Source organism: Streptomonospora salina (assembly GCF_014204715.1).
GTDB lineage: Bacteria > Actinomycetota > Actinomycetes > Streptosporangiales > Streptosporangiaceae > Streptomonospora > Streptomonospora salina.
The window spans coordinates 2,972,132-2,987,053 of sequence record NZ_JACHLY010000001.1 but is presented as its reverse complement, the minus strand read 5'-3'; the positions used below and the strand labels follow the sequence as shown (position 1 = coordinate 2,987,053).

Genomic DNA, 14,922 nt, shown 5'->3' with positions numbered 1-14,922 from the left:
GAGCGGCTACCCGCCGCCCCATCCGGGCAAACAGCGCCGGACGCCCCGCCGGGCTCCGCATGCGGCCTGCCGCCTCGGGCAGTGGAGCCGACGGGACGGTCCGGCGGTGCGCCGGATGCGACCGCGTTGCCAGCCACAGGACAGCGGCGTCGGGAGGTGAAGGGGCCGTTCGGCTGCGGTCCGACCACATGGATCTGCGATTTCTGGAACCGCTGTACCGTGCTCCGGGGCCGGTCGCATCGGTGTGCATGGACACCACCCGCGCCGTGGACCACCCCGCGCACGAGATCGGTCTGCGATGGCGCGGACTCCGGGAGGAGTTGTCGGAGAGCGGCGCCGCCGAGGCGACGCTGAAGGCGCTCGACTCCGCGGCGGGCGGGACGCCGGACGTCCCGGGCCCGCAGGGTGAGGCGCTGTTCGCCGGGGACGGCGGGCTGATCGCGGCCTACACCCTTTCGGGCCCGCCGCCGGAGGACCGCGCGTCCCTGCTTCCGGTGCCCGACCCCGTCGAGCTCGTCTGCGACCTCGACGACAGCCTGCCCTACGTGGTGGTGGCCGCGGATCGTGAAGGCGCCGACGTCTACGCCTACCCTGCCTGCGGCGACCTGTCCGAAGAGCGGCACACGAGCGGCGCGACACTGCATGTCAACAAGGAGCCCGCGGGGGGCCGGCGGCGGAAGCACCGGCACCGCCACACCGAGGAGGCGGGGTTCGCCAACGCCGCCGAGGTCGCCCGCGACGTGGAGGAGGCCGTCCAGGCCGTCCAGGCGGCGGCGGTGTTCGTCGGCGGCGAGGAGCGTGCCCTGGGCAAGGTGCGCGAGCATCTCGCCCGCGGCACGGCCGAGATGCTCATCGAGATCTCCGGCGGCGGCCACGGCGCCCCGGACGCCGTCGCCGATCTGCGCAAATCCGTGGAGGAAGGACTGCGCCGTACCGCGCTGATCCTGCGGTCGGGTCTGCTGGAGGAGTTCTCTCAGGACCTCGGCCGGGAAGGGCGGGCCGTGCAGGGGCTCGCCGCGACGTGCGAAGCGCTGCGGTCGGGCCGGGTGAGCCGCCTGCTGCTGTCCGGTGACCGCGCCGGCGAGCCGACACTGTGGGCGTCGGCGTCGGATCCGTTGGAGGCGGCCGAGCGCCGCGACCGGCTGACCGATCCCGCCGAGGCGTTCGAGGCACCGGCCGGCTCGCTGCTGCTGCGCGCCGCTCAGGCCACCAGCGCGGCGTTCACCCGGCTTCCGGAGCCCGGCGATGCGCAGGAGGGTGTGGGCGCGTTCCTGCGGTTCTCCCCGGCGTCCTGACCCGTCCGGGCGGTCGCGGTGCGGCGCACGCGGGCCGCTACGACACGGATCGGAGCGGGAAGGCCGGTGGCGAGGATCGGACGCGCGGCGGCTCCCGGGTCGTCGCAGGAGGGCAGGCGGACATGCGTCGCCGCGGAAGTCTCAAGGGGCCGGTGGGCAGCCATGAGCGCCCGGCCAGCCCGCTGCTCTTCCGGCTCGTTCTGGCGGTGTTCGGGCTGGTCGTGCTGGTAGGGGGCGCCGTGCTGGCGGCGGTGCTGGGTTCGGCGCCGCTGACCGTTGTGCTGTCGGCGGGAGCCGCCGCGGCGGCGCTGAACGTCTACCGGGTCGTTGTGCGCCGCCGCCACGAACGGCGCTGAGCCGGGACCGGCGTACCGGTCCCGGCTCGGCGCCCGGCGTTCACGCCGGGGCCGCGGACTCGGCGGCCCGCGGAGCGCGGATCGCCGTCAGGCGTCTGCGGGGATCCACTCCTGCCAGACGTCGGTGTTCTCCTCGGCCCAGGTCGCGGCGGCCTTCTCGGACGACATGCCCTCGTCGGCGATCAGGGTCGCGACCGCGTCCTGGTCGGCGTTGGACCAGTTCCAGTTCTCCAGCATGCGGTAGGCCGGGGAGTCGTCCTCGGCGAAGCCCGTGCGGAAGATCTTGTTCAGGTCGTACTCGGGGTAGTCGCAGGAGACGTCGTCCTCGTCGTCCGCGCAGCCCTCGGTATGCTCCGGGAACTCGACCTTGGCCATGTCGATGTGGTTATGCAGCCACTGCGGTTCGTAGAAGTAGGAGAGGAAGGGCTCCTCCCTCTCGTAGCGCTTGCGCATCTCCGAGATCTGGGCGGCCTCGGAGCCGGCGTGCACGATCTTCAGGTCCATGTCGAAGTGGTTGATCATGCCCTGGTCCTGGGTGACGAACGCGGGGTCGGCCGCAAGGAACTCGCCCTTGTCGCCGCTCTCGGGCGTCTGGAACAGGTCGGTGTTCTCCTTGACACCCTCCCAGGTCGCGAGCTCGGGGTGCTCGTCGACCATGTACTGGGGCAGGTACCAGCCCAGCGTCCCGATGTTGCCGGTGGAGCCGCCGTCGACGACGCTGTCGTTGCCGTCCGGGCCGTACTGGGCCATGAGGTCCTCATGGCCCCAGTTCTCCACGATCATGTCCAGGTCGCCGTCGTTGAGGCCCTGCCAGGACGGCTGCTCGTCGATCTGCTTCTGCTCGACGTCGACGTCCAGCTCGTTTTCGAGCAGGTGGGTCAGCACGGCGGCGGACGCCTCGTAGCCGACCCAGCCGTTGACGGCGATGCGGACGGTGTCGTCGCCGGAGCCTCCGGAGGAGACGTCGCCGCTGGTGGCGGCGCACGAGGTCGTCGCCAGCGTGAGCCCGGCGGCCACAGCCGCTCCCTTGAGCAGTGCGGGACCGGCGAATCGGGTGAGTGTCTTATGCATCGGTTTTCCTACCTTGAGTGAGTCGGTCGAGGAGAATGCCCAGGCACACGATGGCCAGGCCCGAAGTCAGTCCGAGTCCGAACTCGTTCTGCTTGAGTCCGAACACCACGCCGTAGCCGAGCGCACCGCCGCCCACGAGGGCGCCGATGACGACCATCGACAGGATGAGCATGATCGCCTGGTTCACGGCGAGCAGCAGGGACGACCGGGCGAGGGGGAGTTCGACCTTGGCCAGCAGCTGGCCCGAGGTCGATCCCATGACCGAAGCGGCCTCCACGGTGTTCTGCGGGACTCCCCGGATGCCGTCGTTGACCAGTCGGATGACCGGCGGCAGAGCGAAGACCAGCGCCGCCACGAGGGCGGGCACGCGGCCGACGCTGAAGAGCACGACGGCGGGGATGAGGTATACGAACGGGGGCAGGGTCTGCATCGCGTCCAGGACCGGCCGCAGGAACGCCGCGAGCGTGTCGCTGCGCGACATGGCGATGCCGATCGCCATGCCCAGTGCCAGCACGGCGACCGCGGCCACCAGCACCTGCGAGAGCGTGTCCATGGCGTTGCCCCAGCGGCCCATCAGGCCCACGAGCGTGAGCGCGACGGCGCCGGTGGCGGCGGCGCGCCGGCCGGAGAACACCCGGCCGAGCACGGCCGCGGCCAGCACGACCAGCCACCACGGCGACTGGGTGAGCACGGCCCGCAGCGGATCCAGGACCCACACGACGGTGCCGTCCCCGATAGCGGTGGTGACGCCTCCGACGGCGTCGGCGAAGGCGTCGTTGAAGCGGTTGACCGGACCGGCCGTGTACAGCCGCAGCTGCTGGGGCCAGTCGTCGATGCGCAGCGCCGCCGCCCCGGCCACCGCCGCTGCGGCGAGCACGTAGGCGCCGGCGCGCAGCCACGGGCTGCGGAGCGCGGTCGGGGCGCCGTCGCTGCCGGCGCCCACTCCGGCGGTGACCCGGTCCATGGCGATCGCCAGCATGACGATGGCCAGTCCGGCCTCCAGCGCGCCGCCGACGTCGACCTTCGACAGCGACTGGTAGATGGCGTCGCCCAGGCCGCCGGCCCCGATCACCGAGGCGATGACGACCATGGATACGCCGAGCATGATGGTCTGGTTGACGCCCAGCATGATGGTGCGCTTGGCCATGGGCAGCCGCACCTTCAGCAGGGTCTGCAGTCCGGTGGAACCCAGCGAGGCGGCGGCCTCGACGGCGCCGCCGTCGACGCTGCGCAGCGCCATAGAGGTGATGCGCACCGACGGAGGCAATGCGTAGACCGCCGTGGCCACGGCCGCAGCCGGGTTGCCGATACCGAACAGCAGCAGCATCGGCATCAGGTACGCGAATGCGGGCATGACCTGCATGAAGTCCAGCACGGGGCGCAGCGCGCGCTCGACGCGGTCGCTGCGGCCCGAGGCGATGCCCAGCGGCAGGCCCACGATCAGCGCCAGTGCCACGGATGCGGTGATCAGCGCGAGCGTGGTCATGGCGGCGTCCCACAGCCCGGTCACACCGAAGACCGCGAAGGCGGCCAGCACGACGAGCATCGCGCGCCGTCCGGCGGCGCGCCAGGAAGCGAGCAGGCCCAGCACCATGACGCCCGGCCAGGTCAGGGCCTGCAGCAGGGTCTCGATCCACACCACGGCCGAGCCCAGCAGCACCGACAGGTAGTTGAACCCGTAGATGAACACAGGGCTGCTGTCGCGGTTGGCGACGGCCCAGTCGTAGACGTCGTTGAGCACGCCGTCCACCCGGGCGCCGGGGCCGGACGGGAACGCGGTCACGCTCTGGGGCAGCGGCAGCAGGGCGGCCGCCACCAGCACGGCGGCGACCAGCACGGCCGCGATCCAGGGGCGTCGCGCCCAGGCGGGCAGCCCTGCGCGGCGGGGGCGCCCCGCGGGGGCAGAAGCCGCGGCGGCGGCCGTTCCGGCGGGCGCTGCCGAGCCGCGGGCGGTGTCGGTGTCGGTGCTCACGCTCACACCCCCGCGGCGGGCGTGTCCGCCGCCCGCGCGCTGTCCTCGGCCACGAGCCGGAGCACGTCTTCGCGCCCCACGTAACCCAGCACGGCGCCGTCGGGGTCGACGACACGCAGCGGAGCGGTCCCGCCGGCGAGCGGTGCGACGATGTCGCCCACGACGGTGCCGGCGCGCACGACCGGACCGTCGGTGGGTTCGTCGCCGCGGGCCGGGCGCGCGAGGCTGCTCGCGGTCAGCACCGTGGTGCGGGAGACGTCCTTGACGAAGTCGCGGACGTAGTCGTCGGCGGGGTTGCCCACGAGGTCCTCGGGGGTACCGATCTGCGCGAGCGCGCCGTTGCGCATGATCGCGATGCGGTCGCCCAGTTTCAGTGCTTCGGACAGGTCGTGGGTGATGAACACCGCGGTCTTGTGCAGCTCGCGCTGGAGCCGCAGGACCTCTTCCTGCATGTCGCGGCGGATCAGCGGGTCCAGGGCGCTGAAGGGTTCGTCGAACAGCAGCACCTCGGGGTCCGCGGCCAGTGCGCGGGCGAGGCCGACGCGCTGCTGCATACCGCCGCTGAGCTGGCCGGGGCGGGATTCCTCGTTGCCGGCCAGGCCGACCATCTCGATCATCGCGCGGGCACGGGCGTAACGCTCGGCGCGGGGGGTGCCGCGCACCTCCAGGCCGTAGGCGACGTTGTCGATGATGCGCCGGTGCGGCAGCAGACCGAAGTGCTGGAAGACCATCGACATTCTGCTGCGGCGGAGTTCGCGCAGGCGCCGCGGTGCGCACGTGGCGACGTCTTCGCCGTCCAGCAGCATGGTTCCGGAGGTCGGTTCGATCAGCCGGGTCATGCAGCGCACCAGGGTGGACTTGCCCGATCCGGACAGGCCCATCACGACGAAGGTCTCGCCGGGGTGCACGTCGAAGGTCATGTCGCGTACGGCGACGGTGGCGCCGGTGCGCGCGCGGACGGTCTCGCGGTCCTGTTCGGCCAGGTCGGTGCCGACCACCGATCCGGCGTTCTTGCCGAAGACCTTCCACATGTTGCGGACGGAGATTCTGGGTTCTGCGCCGGATCCGGCGCTTTGCGGTCGTGCGGTGGACTCTGCTGGAGAGTTCATCGGAAGGGTCGCTCCTCTGATCGGTCGCGCCGCCCCGGGTAGGGTTCTGCGGCGCGGCCCGGTGTTCGGTCCGGCAGCGGGTTCGCCGGGACCGGGACGCGGTGCGGTGGGGTCAGTGGTCGGCGCGGATGAGGTCGGCGGCGCGTTCGCCCACCGTCAACACGGTCACCATCGGGTTGGGCGAGGGCATCGTGGGAAACACCGACGCGTCGGCCACCCGCAGCCCCGACAGGCCCCGCACCCGCAACCGCGGATCGACCACGGCGCCGGGATCGTCCGCGGCCCCCATCCGGCACGTGCCCGCGGGGTGATACACCGTGTGCGCGGCCCGCCGCCCGAACTCCGACAACTCCGCGTCGGTGGCCACCGACGGCCCCGGCGCCACCTCCCGCTCGATCCAGGACGCGAACGGCTCGGTCGCCGCGATCTCCCGGGCGATGCGCAGCCCGTCCACGATCGTGGCGGCGTCGTAGTCGCCGGGATCGGTGAAGTAGCGGAAGTCCAGCGCCGGCTTCTCCTCCGGGTCGGCGCTGCGCAGCCACATCTTCCCGCGCGAACGCGACCGGGGGACGTTGGGCGTCATGCAGATCGCGTTGCGCGGGCCCGGGGAGTCGTAGCCCAACCGGGCCGTGTTGTCGTCGAAGGGCACCTGGTAGATGTGGAACATCAGGTCCGGGCGCGGGTCGGAGGCGTCGCGGCGCACGAACAGGCCGCCGTCGGAGGACATCACCGTGGTGTCGGGCACCTCGCGGGCGGTCTCCCACATGATGACGGACTCGGGGTGGTCCAGCAGGTTCTCGCCCACCCCGGGCAGGTCGTGGCGCACCCCGACGCCGGCCGCGGCCAGGTCGGCGGCCGGGCCCACGCCCGAGAGCATCAGCAGCCGCGGCGTGTCGATCGCCCCCGCGCACAGCACGACCTCGTTTCGGGCGGTGACGGTGCGCCGCTCGCCGTCGGCGGTCGCGACCCGCACGCCCGTGGCCCGCTCGCCCTCCAGCACCAGTTCGTAGGCGCGGGTTTCCAGCATCAGGGCGAGGTTGGCGCGCAGGCCCGTGATCGGGTGGAGGTAGGCCACCGAGGCCGAGGACCGGTGGCCGGTGTGGGGGTCGTAGGAGACCGGGAGGAAGCCCGCGCCCTGGCTGAATCCGCCGCGGTGGGAGGTTTCGGCGTTGAAGTCCTCGATGACGGGGGCGCCGGTGGCGGCCGCGGCGGCGGTGATCCAGTCGGCGACGATCGGGTTGCGGTGGTGGGGGGCGACGGGGGTGATGTTGTTCTTGAGCCGGTCGGCGTAGGACTGGACGGTGGCGTTGTCCCAGCCGTGGGCGCCGGCGGCGACCCAGTCGTCCAGGTCCCGGGGGAAGGGGCGGAAGCTGATCAGGGTGTTGTGGGAGGAGCAGCCGCCCAGGACGCGGGCGCGGGAGTGGACGATGTGGGAGTTGCCGCGGGGCTGTTCGACGGTGGGGTAGGCGTAGTCGAGGTCGCTTTCGAGCAGGTCCAGCCAGTCTTTGAGGCGCAGTACGCGTTGCAGGCCCTGGTCGGAGGGGCCGCCCTCGATGACGCACACGCTGGTGGCGGGGTCCTCGGTGAGCCGGTTGGCGATCACCGAGCCCGCGGTTCCGCCGCCGACGATGACGTAGTCGTATTCGTGGGTCGTGTCGTTATCGCGTGCGGACACCTGAACAACTCCTTCTGGGAGGGGATGGGGACATGGCGCAGGGCGGCCGCCGGGCGGTGCGGCACAGGCGGACGCGACCGCCGGCGGAACCGCGCCGCGGCCCGTGCGGCCCGTGCGGGCCTACGGAACGCGTGCCGCGGGCAGTTAGCCGGCGGTAGGGGGTGGAGGTGGAGACGAGCGCGGCGACGGCGCGGGGGCGCGGCGTGCGCGCCCCCGCGGGCTCAGTCGAACCAGCGCTGGGGCTCGGGGGCCAGGTTGCGGTAGATGTGCTTGGCCTCGCGGTACTCGTCCAGGCCGGCGTGGCCCAGTTCGCGGCCCACGCCCGAACGCTTGAATCCGCCCCATTCGGCCCCGGGCAGGTAAGGGCCGAAGTCGTTGATCCACACGGTGCCGTGGCGGAGCCCGGCGGCGACGCGCTCGCCCCGGCCCGGGTCGTCGGTCCACACGGCGCCGGAGAGGCCGTAGTCGGTGTCGTTGCCGATGGCGATCGCCTCGTCCTCGGTGCGGAAGGTCTCCACCGTGACGACGGGCCCGAAGACTTCGGTCTGCACGATGTCCATGCCGCCGTGGCAGCCGGTGAAGACGGTCGGGCGGTAGAAGAAGCCGTCGGCCAGCTCGGGCTCGTCGGGGCGGCGCCCCCCGACGGCCGGTGTGGCGCCTTCCTCGACGCCGCGCGCGACGGCGGCCTCGACCTTGGCGCGGTGCTCCGCGGAGACGAGCGGGCCGCATTGGACACTCTCGTCTCGGCCGCATCCCAGGCGCACACGCTCGGCCCGGCGGCAGAGCTCGGCCACGAACGCGTCGTGGACGTCCTCGTGCACGATCAGCCGTGCACCGGCCGAGCAGACCTGGCCGGAGTGGAAGAACGCCGCGATCATCGCGTAGTCGACCGCCGTGTCGAGGTCGACGTCCGGGAAGACGATGTTGGGGTTCTTGCCGCCCAGCTCCAGCGCGACCTTCTTCACGGTCTCGGCGGCCGAGGCCATGATCCGCTTTCCGGTGGCCAGCCCGCCGGTGAAGGAGACGAGGTCGACGCCGGGGTGCTCGACCAGGGCGGAGCCCACCTCGGCGCCGGTGCCCAGCACCAGGTTGGCCACGCCGGCCGGCACGCCCGCCTCGGTGCACAGCTCCACGAGCTTGCAGGTGGTCACCGGGGTGATTTCGCTGGGCTTGACCACCATGGTGTTGCCGGCGGCGATGGCGGGCGCCATCTTCCAGGCGAGCTGGAGCAGCGGGTAGTTCCAGGGCGTGATCATCGCGCAGACGCCGACGGGTTCGTAGACGACGCGGCTGGAGACGCCTTCGGGTGTGGAGACCGCGCGGCCGGTGTCCTTGTCGGCGAGGCCGGCGTAGTAGCGGAACACGGCGGTGACGTCGTCGACGTCGATGCCGCCCTCGTCGACGGTCTTGCCGGTGTCGAAGGACTCCATCAGCGCGATCTCGGCGCGGTCGCGCTGCAGGAAGTCGGCGATGCGGTCGAGGATGCGGCCGCGCTCGGCTGCGGGCCGGCGGGCCCACGCGCCGTCGTCGAACGCGGCGCGGGCCGCGGCTACGGCGGTGTCGGCGTCGTCGGCGCCGCCCTCGCTGACGACCGTCAGTACGGATGCGTCGTAGGGGTCGAGCACCTCGCGGGTGCCGCCCTTGGCCGCGGCGCGCCAGGCACCGTCGATGTATTCGCTTTCGGGGCCCGCTTTTCCGGGTTCGGACAGGTAGGGCTTGGCCGGTAGTCGAAGGTCAGACCCGGTCACGGGCCCCTCCTTCCCAGGTGGGTTGGCCGGATACGGCCAGTGCAGATACGTCACTCATCGCGTGTCAACCGCTAGACCATAGCTGAGCTGCGTAAACAGTCGGAAATCGGAAAGCGCTTTCGTGACTCGTCACACGCATCCCGTTGCGCCGTCGCCGACGATCGCGGTATCGCGTTCCGCCTGGTGCGCCGACGATCCGGGCGCCCGGACCCCCGGTGGCCGACCGGCAGGCCGATCGCCCTCTGGACAGCGGCACCCCATGTCGGGTTAATGTAGATTAGGCATACCTAACGGTTGCCGGGTCGCCGTCGTCCCCGATCCCGGACCGCCGCGCCGGAGACTGCTGAGGACCCATGCTGCTGGAGCAACAACGCCGCGATGTATGCCTGACCGCCCGCAGGCTCGTCGACTGCGGCCTCGCCCGCGACGAGGGCGGCAGCGTCAGCGTCCGCAGCGGCTCCCTCCTGGCGGTCACCCCGGCAGGGGTCCCGCTGGACAAGGTCGAGCCCGCCGACTGCCCGGTGCTGTCGGTCGAAGCCGGAGTCCTGGAAGGGCGCCGCGAACCCGCAGCCGAGACCACGCTGCACACCGCCGCCTACCGCAACGGCGACGCCGGTGCAGTCGTGCAGGCCTACGGCGACAGCGCCGCCGTCGTCGCCGCCGCACTCGCCGAGCTCCCCCCGGTCCACCACAGCGCCGCCCGTCTGGGCGGTGCGGTCCCGGTCACCGACTACGCCACGTACGGCACCGGGCAGCTGGCCGACCACCTGGTCAAGGCGCTCAAGGGCAAACGCGCCGCGCTGCTGGCCAACCACGGCGGACTGGCCGTGGGCGCCGGGGCCGAGGAGGCCTTCGAGCACGCGCGGCTCCTGGAGTGGCTGTGCGGGGTCTACCTCCGCGCCCGCAGCCTGGGCGAGCCGCGGGTCCTGTCCGAGGACGAGCTGGCCGAAGTGCGCGAACGCAACGCCTACGCGTGGGCGGGGCCCGACATCCTTTGAAACCGGCGGCCGCCCGCTCAGGCCGCGCCGGTCAGCGACGCCGCGCCGGTCAGCGATGCGGCGACCGCCAGGCCGATCAGCAGGGCGCCCAGTCCGGCCGCAAGCGACACGGCGGCGTTGGCGAAGGCCAGGAAGCGCCGCCCCGCGCGCAGCAGCGCGAACGTCTCGTAGCCGAACGTCGAATACGTCGACAGGGCGCCGAGGACACCGGTCGCCACAAGCGCCGCTGCCCACTCCGGCAGCGCGAACCCGCTGACCGTACCCAGCAGCAGGCAGGCCGTGGCGTTGGCGGCGTGGGTCCCCCAGGGGAACGTCGAGTCGTGGTGCTGCTGGACGAACCGGTCGGCGAGGTAGCGCAGCGGAGCGCCGATCGCGGCGCCCAGCGCGGCGAGCAGAACCGTCACGGCGCCGCCTCCCCGTTCTCGCCGCCGCCCCGCCCGGCGCCCGGGCGCGCCTTCGCGGCGCGCCGGTCCAGCAGGGACTCGGTCAGCGCGGCGCCCGCCCACACCGCGGTGAGGCCGCCCAGCAGCGTCGCGCCGATGTAGCCCACCGCACCGGCCCAGACACCGGCCTCCAGCAGCCCGCGCACGTCGGCGATGTGGGCGGAGAAGGTGGTGTAGCCGCCGAGGACGCCGACCCCGGCGAAGGGCCGCAGCAGCTTGGAGTCCGGGCGGGCGCGCACGAGGACCGTCATCAGCACGCCGATCAGCAGGCACCCCGACAGGTTGGCGGACAGTGTCGCCCAAGGGACGCCGCCCGCCTCCTGGGGCAGCGCCAGCCCGAGCGCGCTGCGGGCCGCGCCGCCGAGCGCCCCGCCGAGCGAGACCGCGGCGAGCACCGCCCACGGGGCGTCGCGCAGCTCGCGGCGCTCGCGCGGCACGTGCAGGTCGATGTCGGGATCGACCGACGGCGGAGCCGGCCCGGCCGCGGAAGCCTCCCCGGGGGCGGACGCGCCGCCGTCGGGGTGCGGGGCGTCGGGACGTTCGGACACGGATCCAGTCCTACCAGCGCCGCGGCCGCCCCCGGCGGGCACCCGTCCGGTTCCGCCGACCGTCGCAGCGCCGTCGGGCCGGGCGCGACGGAGCGCTCGCCCCGTCAGTGGGCCACGTGCTCGGTGAGCAACTCGTTGACGCGGTCGGCGCGTTCGACACCGGCGAGGTGGGCGGCTCCCGAAACGGTTTCCAGGCGGGCGTGCGGAAGGCCGCGGGCGAGCCGGCGGCCGTGGCCGGGCGGCAGCAGCGGGTCGTGTACCGAGGAGACGACCAGCGCCGGCGCCTTCACCCGGGCCAGCAGGCGGCGCTGATCGAGGCCGGCCCCCGCCGCGCACCAGCCCGCGAAGCCTGCCGCAGCGACCCCGGAGAACTCTTCGGCTACACGTTTGACCACGTCGGGGCGGTACTCCGCGAAGGTCGGCGTGAACCAGCAGCGGGTCGCCTCGTCGACGACGGCTTCCATTCCGTCGCGGCGGGCGCGCTCCGCCAGCCGCTGCCACGGCCCTTCACGCGGAACGGCGGCCGTGCCCGCCACATAGCCCAGCCGCGCCACCCGCCCCGGGTGGGAGGCGGCCAGCCAGGTCGCCAGCATTCCGCCGAGGCCGGCCCCCACGATCGACAGCCGGTCCAACCCGAACTCGTCCAGCAGCGCCAGCAGGTCGGCGCCCAGTTCGTCCATGGTGTAGTCGCCCCCGGGCGCGGGCGAGGAACCGTGGCCGCGGTGGTTGACACGCAGTACGCGCAGTTCCCGGGTCAGTTCGGGCATCTGCGGCTCCCACAGCGTCCACTTCGCACCCGGCGGGGCCAACAGCAGCACGACCGGGGCGTGCCGGGGCCCGTCGAAGCGGTAGTGGAGGGCGACGACAGCCATGCGCGACCTCCTGGTTCTCCAGGTGGCCAGCGTAACGGCACCGCGCAGCGCGCCGGGGGAGTTTGCGGTTCGATCGGCGGCCGCGCTCCCGGCCTTTCCGGCCCACGTATCCGGGCCGATCCCCGGCCGCACCGCCGCTACCGGCGCCGACGGGTTCGCCCGCACGCCGGTTCCGGCGTGCGCGGCCGGGAGGCTGCCGGGGTACGCACGGCGCGCTCACGGCGCCAGCAGCACCTTGCCCAGCACGGCGCGGCTTTCCAGCAGGGCGTGCGCGTCAGCGGCCCGCTCCAGCCCGAAGACGGCCCCGACGGGGGTGTGCAGGCGTCCGGCGGCGGCGTCGGCCAGCACCTCGCCGATGAGCCGCGCACTGTCGGCCGCGGCGGGCTGGGCGTACTCGACGCCGCGCACGACGATTCCGCGGCGCTCGGCGTCCTCGGCCGCGATATCGGCGAACCCGCCGCCGGGTGCACCGTGCGCCGAGACGCGCCCGCCGTCCCGGGTGATCGCGAACGCGCGGGCGCCGATGCTCCCGCCCGCCCCGTCGTAGACGGCGTCGGGACCGCTGCCGCCGAAGGCGTCCCGGACCCGGTCGGGCCAGTCGGGGGCGGAGTAGTCCACCGCGGCGCCGGCTCCCATGCTGCGCACCAGGTCGAGCTTGCTCTCTCCGCGCGCGGCGCCGACGACCTCGGCTCCGGCCGCGCGGGCCAGCTGCACCAGGACCAGGCCCAGGCCGCCGGCGGCCGCCGTCACCAGCACCCGCTCCCCTTTCGCGGCTCCGGTCCCTTCCAGCAGTATCCGGGCGGTGCGGCCGTCGTGCACCAGCGCGACCGCGGCGCGCGAGCTCACCCCGTCCGGTACGGGGGCCAGAGTCTCTTCGGCGGCGACGACGCGTTCGGCGTAGGCGCCGGAACTTCCGGCGGTCGCCACGACGCGGCCGCCCAGCCACGCACGGTCGACGCCCGGGCCGACGTCGGCCACCCGCCCGGCGACGCCGTCTCCGGGGGTCCACGGGTGCTCGATCCCCCACATCTGCGCTTGCCAGCCGCTGCGGACCTGCGTCTCGACGAACAGCACGTCGACCGCCTCCACGTCCACCAGCACCTGCCCCGGACCCGGCCGGGGGGCGGGAACCTCGGCCGTCTCCAGCACCTCGGGGCCGCCGAACCGCTGTGCCTGCACCGCGCGCATGGCGATCACTTCCTTTTCCGTCCGCGGTCGTGGACCTGGTTCCGCACCCGACGTCGTATCTGAACCGAGGTCGAGGTCAATGGCGTGTGCCCGGGATCACCCGCGGATCGCGCCCTCCGGTGCTTCGTCCTCTGCCCGCAGCGGATCGCCTCAGGGCAGAAACGCTCGATTCCGCCCCGGTGCCGGCCGCAGGCTGGACTCGACCGGACGATGCGGTGGCCACCCCTCGGGTTCCGGTTTCGCCGAACCAACCAAGGAGGAGACGTGCATACCACTCGTTCCACACTCCCGCCGACGCTTCCGCGCATGTCCGCCGAGGACGGCGGGGCGCCGTTCGACGATCGGCTCGCCGGGCGGCTCCTGCACGGCCGGATGGTCGTACTGGGCACCCAGGTCGACGACGCGGTCGCCAACCGGATCTGCTCGCAGTTGCTGCTGCTCGCCGAGGAGGACCCCAAGCGCGACATCACGCTGATCATCAACAGCCCCGGCGGCGCCGTGCACGCGGGAATGGCGGTCTACGACACCATGCGCTTCCTGCCCAACGACGTGGCGACGCTGGTCATGGGCATGGCCGGGAGCATGGGCCAGTTCCTGCTGTGCACGGGCACCCCCGGCAAGCGCTACAGCCTGCCCAACGCGCGGGTCATGATGCACCAGCCCTCGGGCGGCGTGGGCGGCACGGCCGCCGACATCGCCATCCAGGCGGAGAACCTCGCCTACACCAAGAAGACCCTGCAGGAGCTCATCGCGCACCACACCGGCCAGTCGGCCGAGCGCATCTCCCAGGACCAGCGCCGCGACGCCTGGTTCACCGCCGAGGAGGCGCGCGCGTACGGGTTCGTCGACCGGGTGGTCGAGAGCGTCGCCGAACTGGGCGGCGATACCGCCCGGCGCTTCGGATTCGGCACGGAGCACGCTCCCGGTATCACCCCGGATCCGGTAGCGGCAGGCGGGCAGCAGAAGGAGGAGCGGGCATGACCCAGTACACGGTTCCGACGGTCGTCGAGCGCACCTCCGGCGGCGAGCGCGCCTACGACGTGTTCAGCAGGCTGCTCTCCGAACGCATCATCTTCCTGGGTACCCCCATCGACGACGGAGTCGCCAACGTCACCATGGCCCAGCTGCTCCACCTCGACCACGAGAGCGACGGGCGCGACATCAGCCTCTACATCAACTCCCCGGGCGGCTCCACCTCCGCGGTAGCGGCCGTCTACGACACCATGCGGTTCGTGCGCGCCGACGTGGAGACGGTCTGCATGGGCCAGGCGGCGTCGGGCGCCGCGGTACTGCTCGCCGCGGGTACCCCGGGCAAGCGGATGGCGCTGGGGCACTCGCGGGTGCTGCTGCACCAGCCCTCCAGCGAGGGCCAGGGCGAGGCCGCCGATCTGGAGATCCAAGCGGCCGAGGTCCTGCGCGTGCGCTCCGAGATCGAGGAGATCCTCGCGGACCACACGGGGCAGAGCGTGGAGCGGCTGCGTGCCGACACCGACCGCGACAAGATCTTCACCGCCGACCAGGCCCGGGACTACGGCCTCGTCGACCGGGTGGTGAGCGGAAGGCGCGCCGTGCCCGCCGCGGCCGCCTGAAGCCGCCGTCGGGGATCCGCCGGATCCCCGACGGAGGGTGCGCCGGGATCCCGCGATC

The 14,922-nt window shown here is 73.0% G+C and carries 14 protein-coding genes; 5 read left to right on the top strand and 9 right to left on the bottom strand.

All coding sequences use genetic code 11. The features are described from left to right. Positions 1-188 precede the first annotated feature (188 nt). Together HNR25_RS13670 and HNR25_RS13665 are read left to right on the top strand one after the other, a co-directional pair. Positions 189-1,295, top strand: a complete 1,107-nt coding sequence (locus tag HNR25_RS13670) for a baeRF2 domain-containing protein (RefSeq protein ID WP_184635631.1) — start codon at positions 189-191, stop codon at positions 1,293-1,295. 122 nt (positions 1,296-1,417) lie between these two features. After that, positions 1,418-1,651, top strand: a complete 234-nt coding sequence (locus tag HNR25_RS13665) for a hypothetical protein (RefSeq protein ID WP_184635629.1) — start codon at positions 1,418-1,420, stop codon at positions 1,649-1,651. 87 nt (positions 1,652-1,738) lie between these two features. Here the strand turns inward: HNR25_RS13665 and HNR25_RS13660 are convergent, their stop codons facing one another. The 5 genes from HNR25_RS13660 to HNR25_RS13640 all read right to left on the bottom strand — a co-directional run bounded on the left by HNR25_RS13660 (position 1,739) and on the right by HNR25_RS13640 (position 9,187). Next, entirely contained in the window at positions 1,739-2,722 is a 984-nt protein-coding gene (locus HNR25_RS13660) for a glycine betaine ABC transporter substrate-binding protein (protein WP_184635627.1), read from the bottom strand. Then, positions 2,715-4,694 (bottom strand): ABC transporter permease, encoded by a 1,980-nt coding sequence (locus HNR25_RS13655; protein WP_376767498.1) that lies wholly within the window; start codon positions 4,692-4,694, stop codon positions 2,715-2,717. The genes HNR25_RS13660 and HNR25_RS13655 overlap by 8 nt, the downstream gene beginning before the upstream one ends. A 2-nt stretch (positions 4,695-4,696) precedes the next feature. Further along, a complete protein-coding gene (locus HNR25_RS13650; RefSeq protein WP_184635625.1) occupies positions 4,697-5,803 on the bottom strand; it encodes a quaternary amine ABC transporter ATP-binding protein in 1,107 nt (368 codons plus the stop codon). Positions 5,804-5,915: 112 nt separating this feature from the next. Beyond that, a complete protein-coding gene (locus HNR25_RS13645; RefSeq protein ID WP_184635623.1) occupies positions 5,916-7,478 on the bottom strand; it encodes a GMC family oxidoreductase in 1,563 nt (520 codons plus the stop codon). A gap of 221 nt (positions 7,479-7,699) precedes the next feature. Further along, the gene (locus HNR25_RS13640; protein ID WP_246464327.1) at positions 7,700-9,187 is read right to left on the bottom strand and encodes an aldehyde dehydrogenase family protein; all 1,488 of its coding nucleotides are present in this window, start codon (positions 9,185-9,187) and stop codon (positions 7,700-7,702) included. Between the two features lie 392 nt (positions 9,188-9,579). Here HNR25_RS13640 and HNR25_RS13635 point away from each other — a divergent pair, with 392 nt between their 5' ends. After that, entirely contained in the window at positions 9,580-10,224 is a 645-nt protein-coding gene (locus HNR25_RS13635; RefSeq protein ID WP_184635619.1) for a class II aldolase/adducin family protein, read from the top strand. Positions 10,225-10,241: 17 nt separating this feature from the next. Here the strand turns inward: HNR25_RS13635 and HNR25_RS13630 are convergent, their stop codons facing one another. From HNR25_RS13630 to HNR25_RS13615, 4 genes are all read right to left on the bottom strand, one after another. Then, on the bottom strand, positions 10,242-10,628 hold the full coding sequence (locus HNR25_RS13630; RefSeq protein WP_184635617.1) for a fluoride efflux transporter FluC: 387 nt from the start codon (positions 10,626-10,628) through the stop codon (positions 10,242-10,244). After that, positions 10,625-11,215, bottom strand: a complete 591-nt coding sequence (locus tag HNR25_RS13625; RefSeq protein ID WP_184635615.1) for a fluoride efflux transporter FluC — start codon at positions 11,213-11,215, stop codon at positions 10,625-10,627. Before HNR25_RS13625 ends, HNR25_RS13630 begins: the two co-directional genes overlap by 4 nt. Positions 11,216-11,319: 104 nt before the next feature. Further along, entirely contained in the window at positions 11,320-12,087 is a 768-nt protein-coding gene (locus HNR25_RS13620) for an alpha/beta fold hydrolase (protein WP_184635613.1), read from the bottom strand. Positions 12,088-12,303: 216 nt separating this feature from the next. Further along, positions 12,304-13,275 (bottom strand): zinc-binding dehydrogenase, encoded by a 972-nt coding sequence (locus tag HNR25_RS13615; protein ID WP_184635611.1) that lies wholly within the window; start codon positions 13,273-13,275, stop codon positions 12,304-12,306. Between the two features lie 306 nt (positions 13,276-13,581). Here HNR25_RS13615 and HNR25_RS13610 point away from each other — a divergent pair, with 306 nt between their 5' ends. Then, positions 13,582-14,256: a ClpP family protease gene (locus HNR25_RS13610; RefSeq protein WP_184639287.1), complete on the top strand. Its 675-nt coding sequence runs from the start codon at positions 13,582-13,584 to the stop codon at positions 14,254-14,256. Continuing rightward, entirely contained in the window at positions 14,253-14,864 is a 612-nt protein-coding gene (locus HNR25_RS13605) for an ATP-dependent Clp protease proteolytic subunit (protein ID WP_184635609.1), read from the top strand. Before HNR25_RS13610 ends, HNR25_RS13605 begins: the two co-directional genes overlap by 4 nt. Positions 14,865-14,922: the final 58 nt, after the last annotated feature.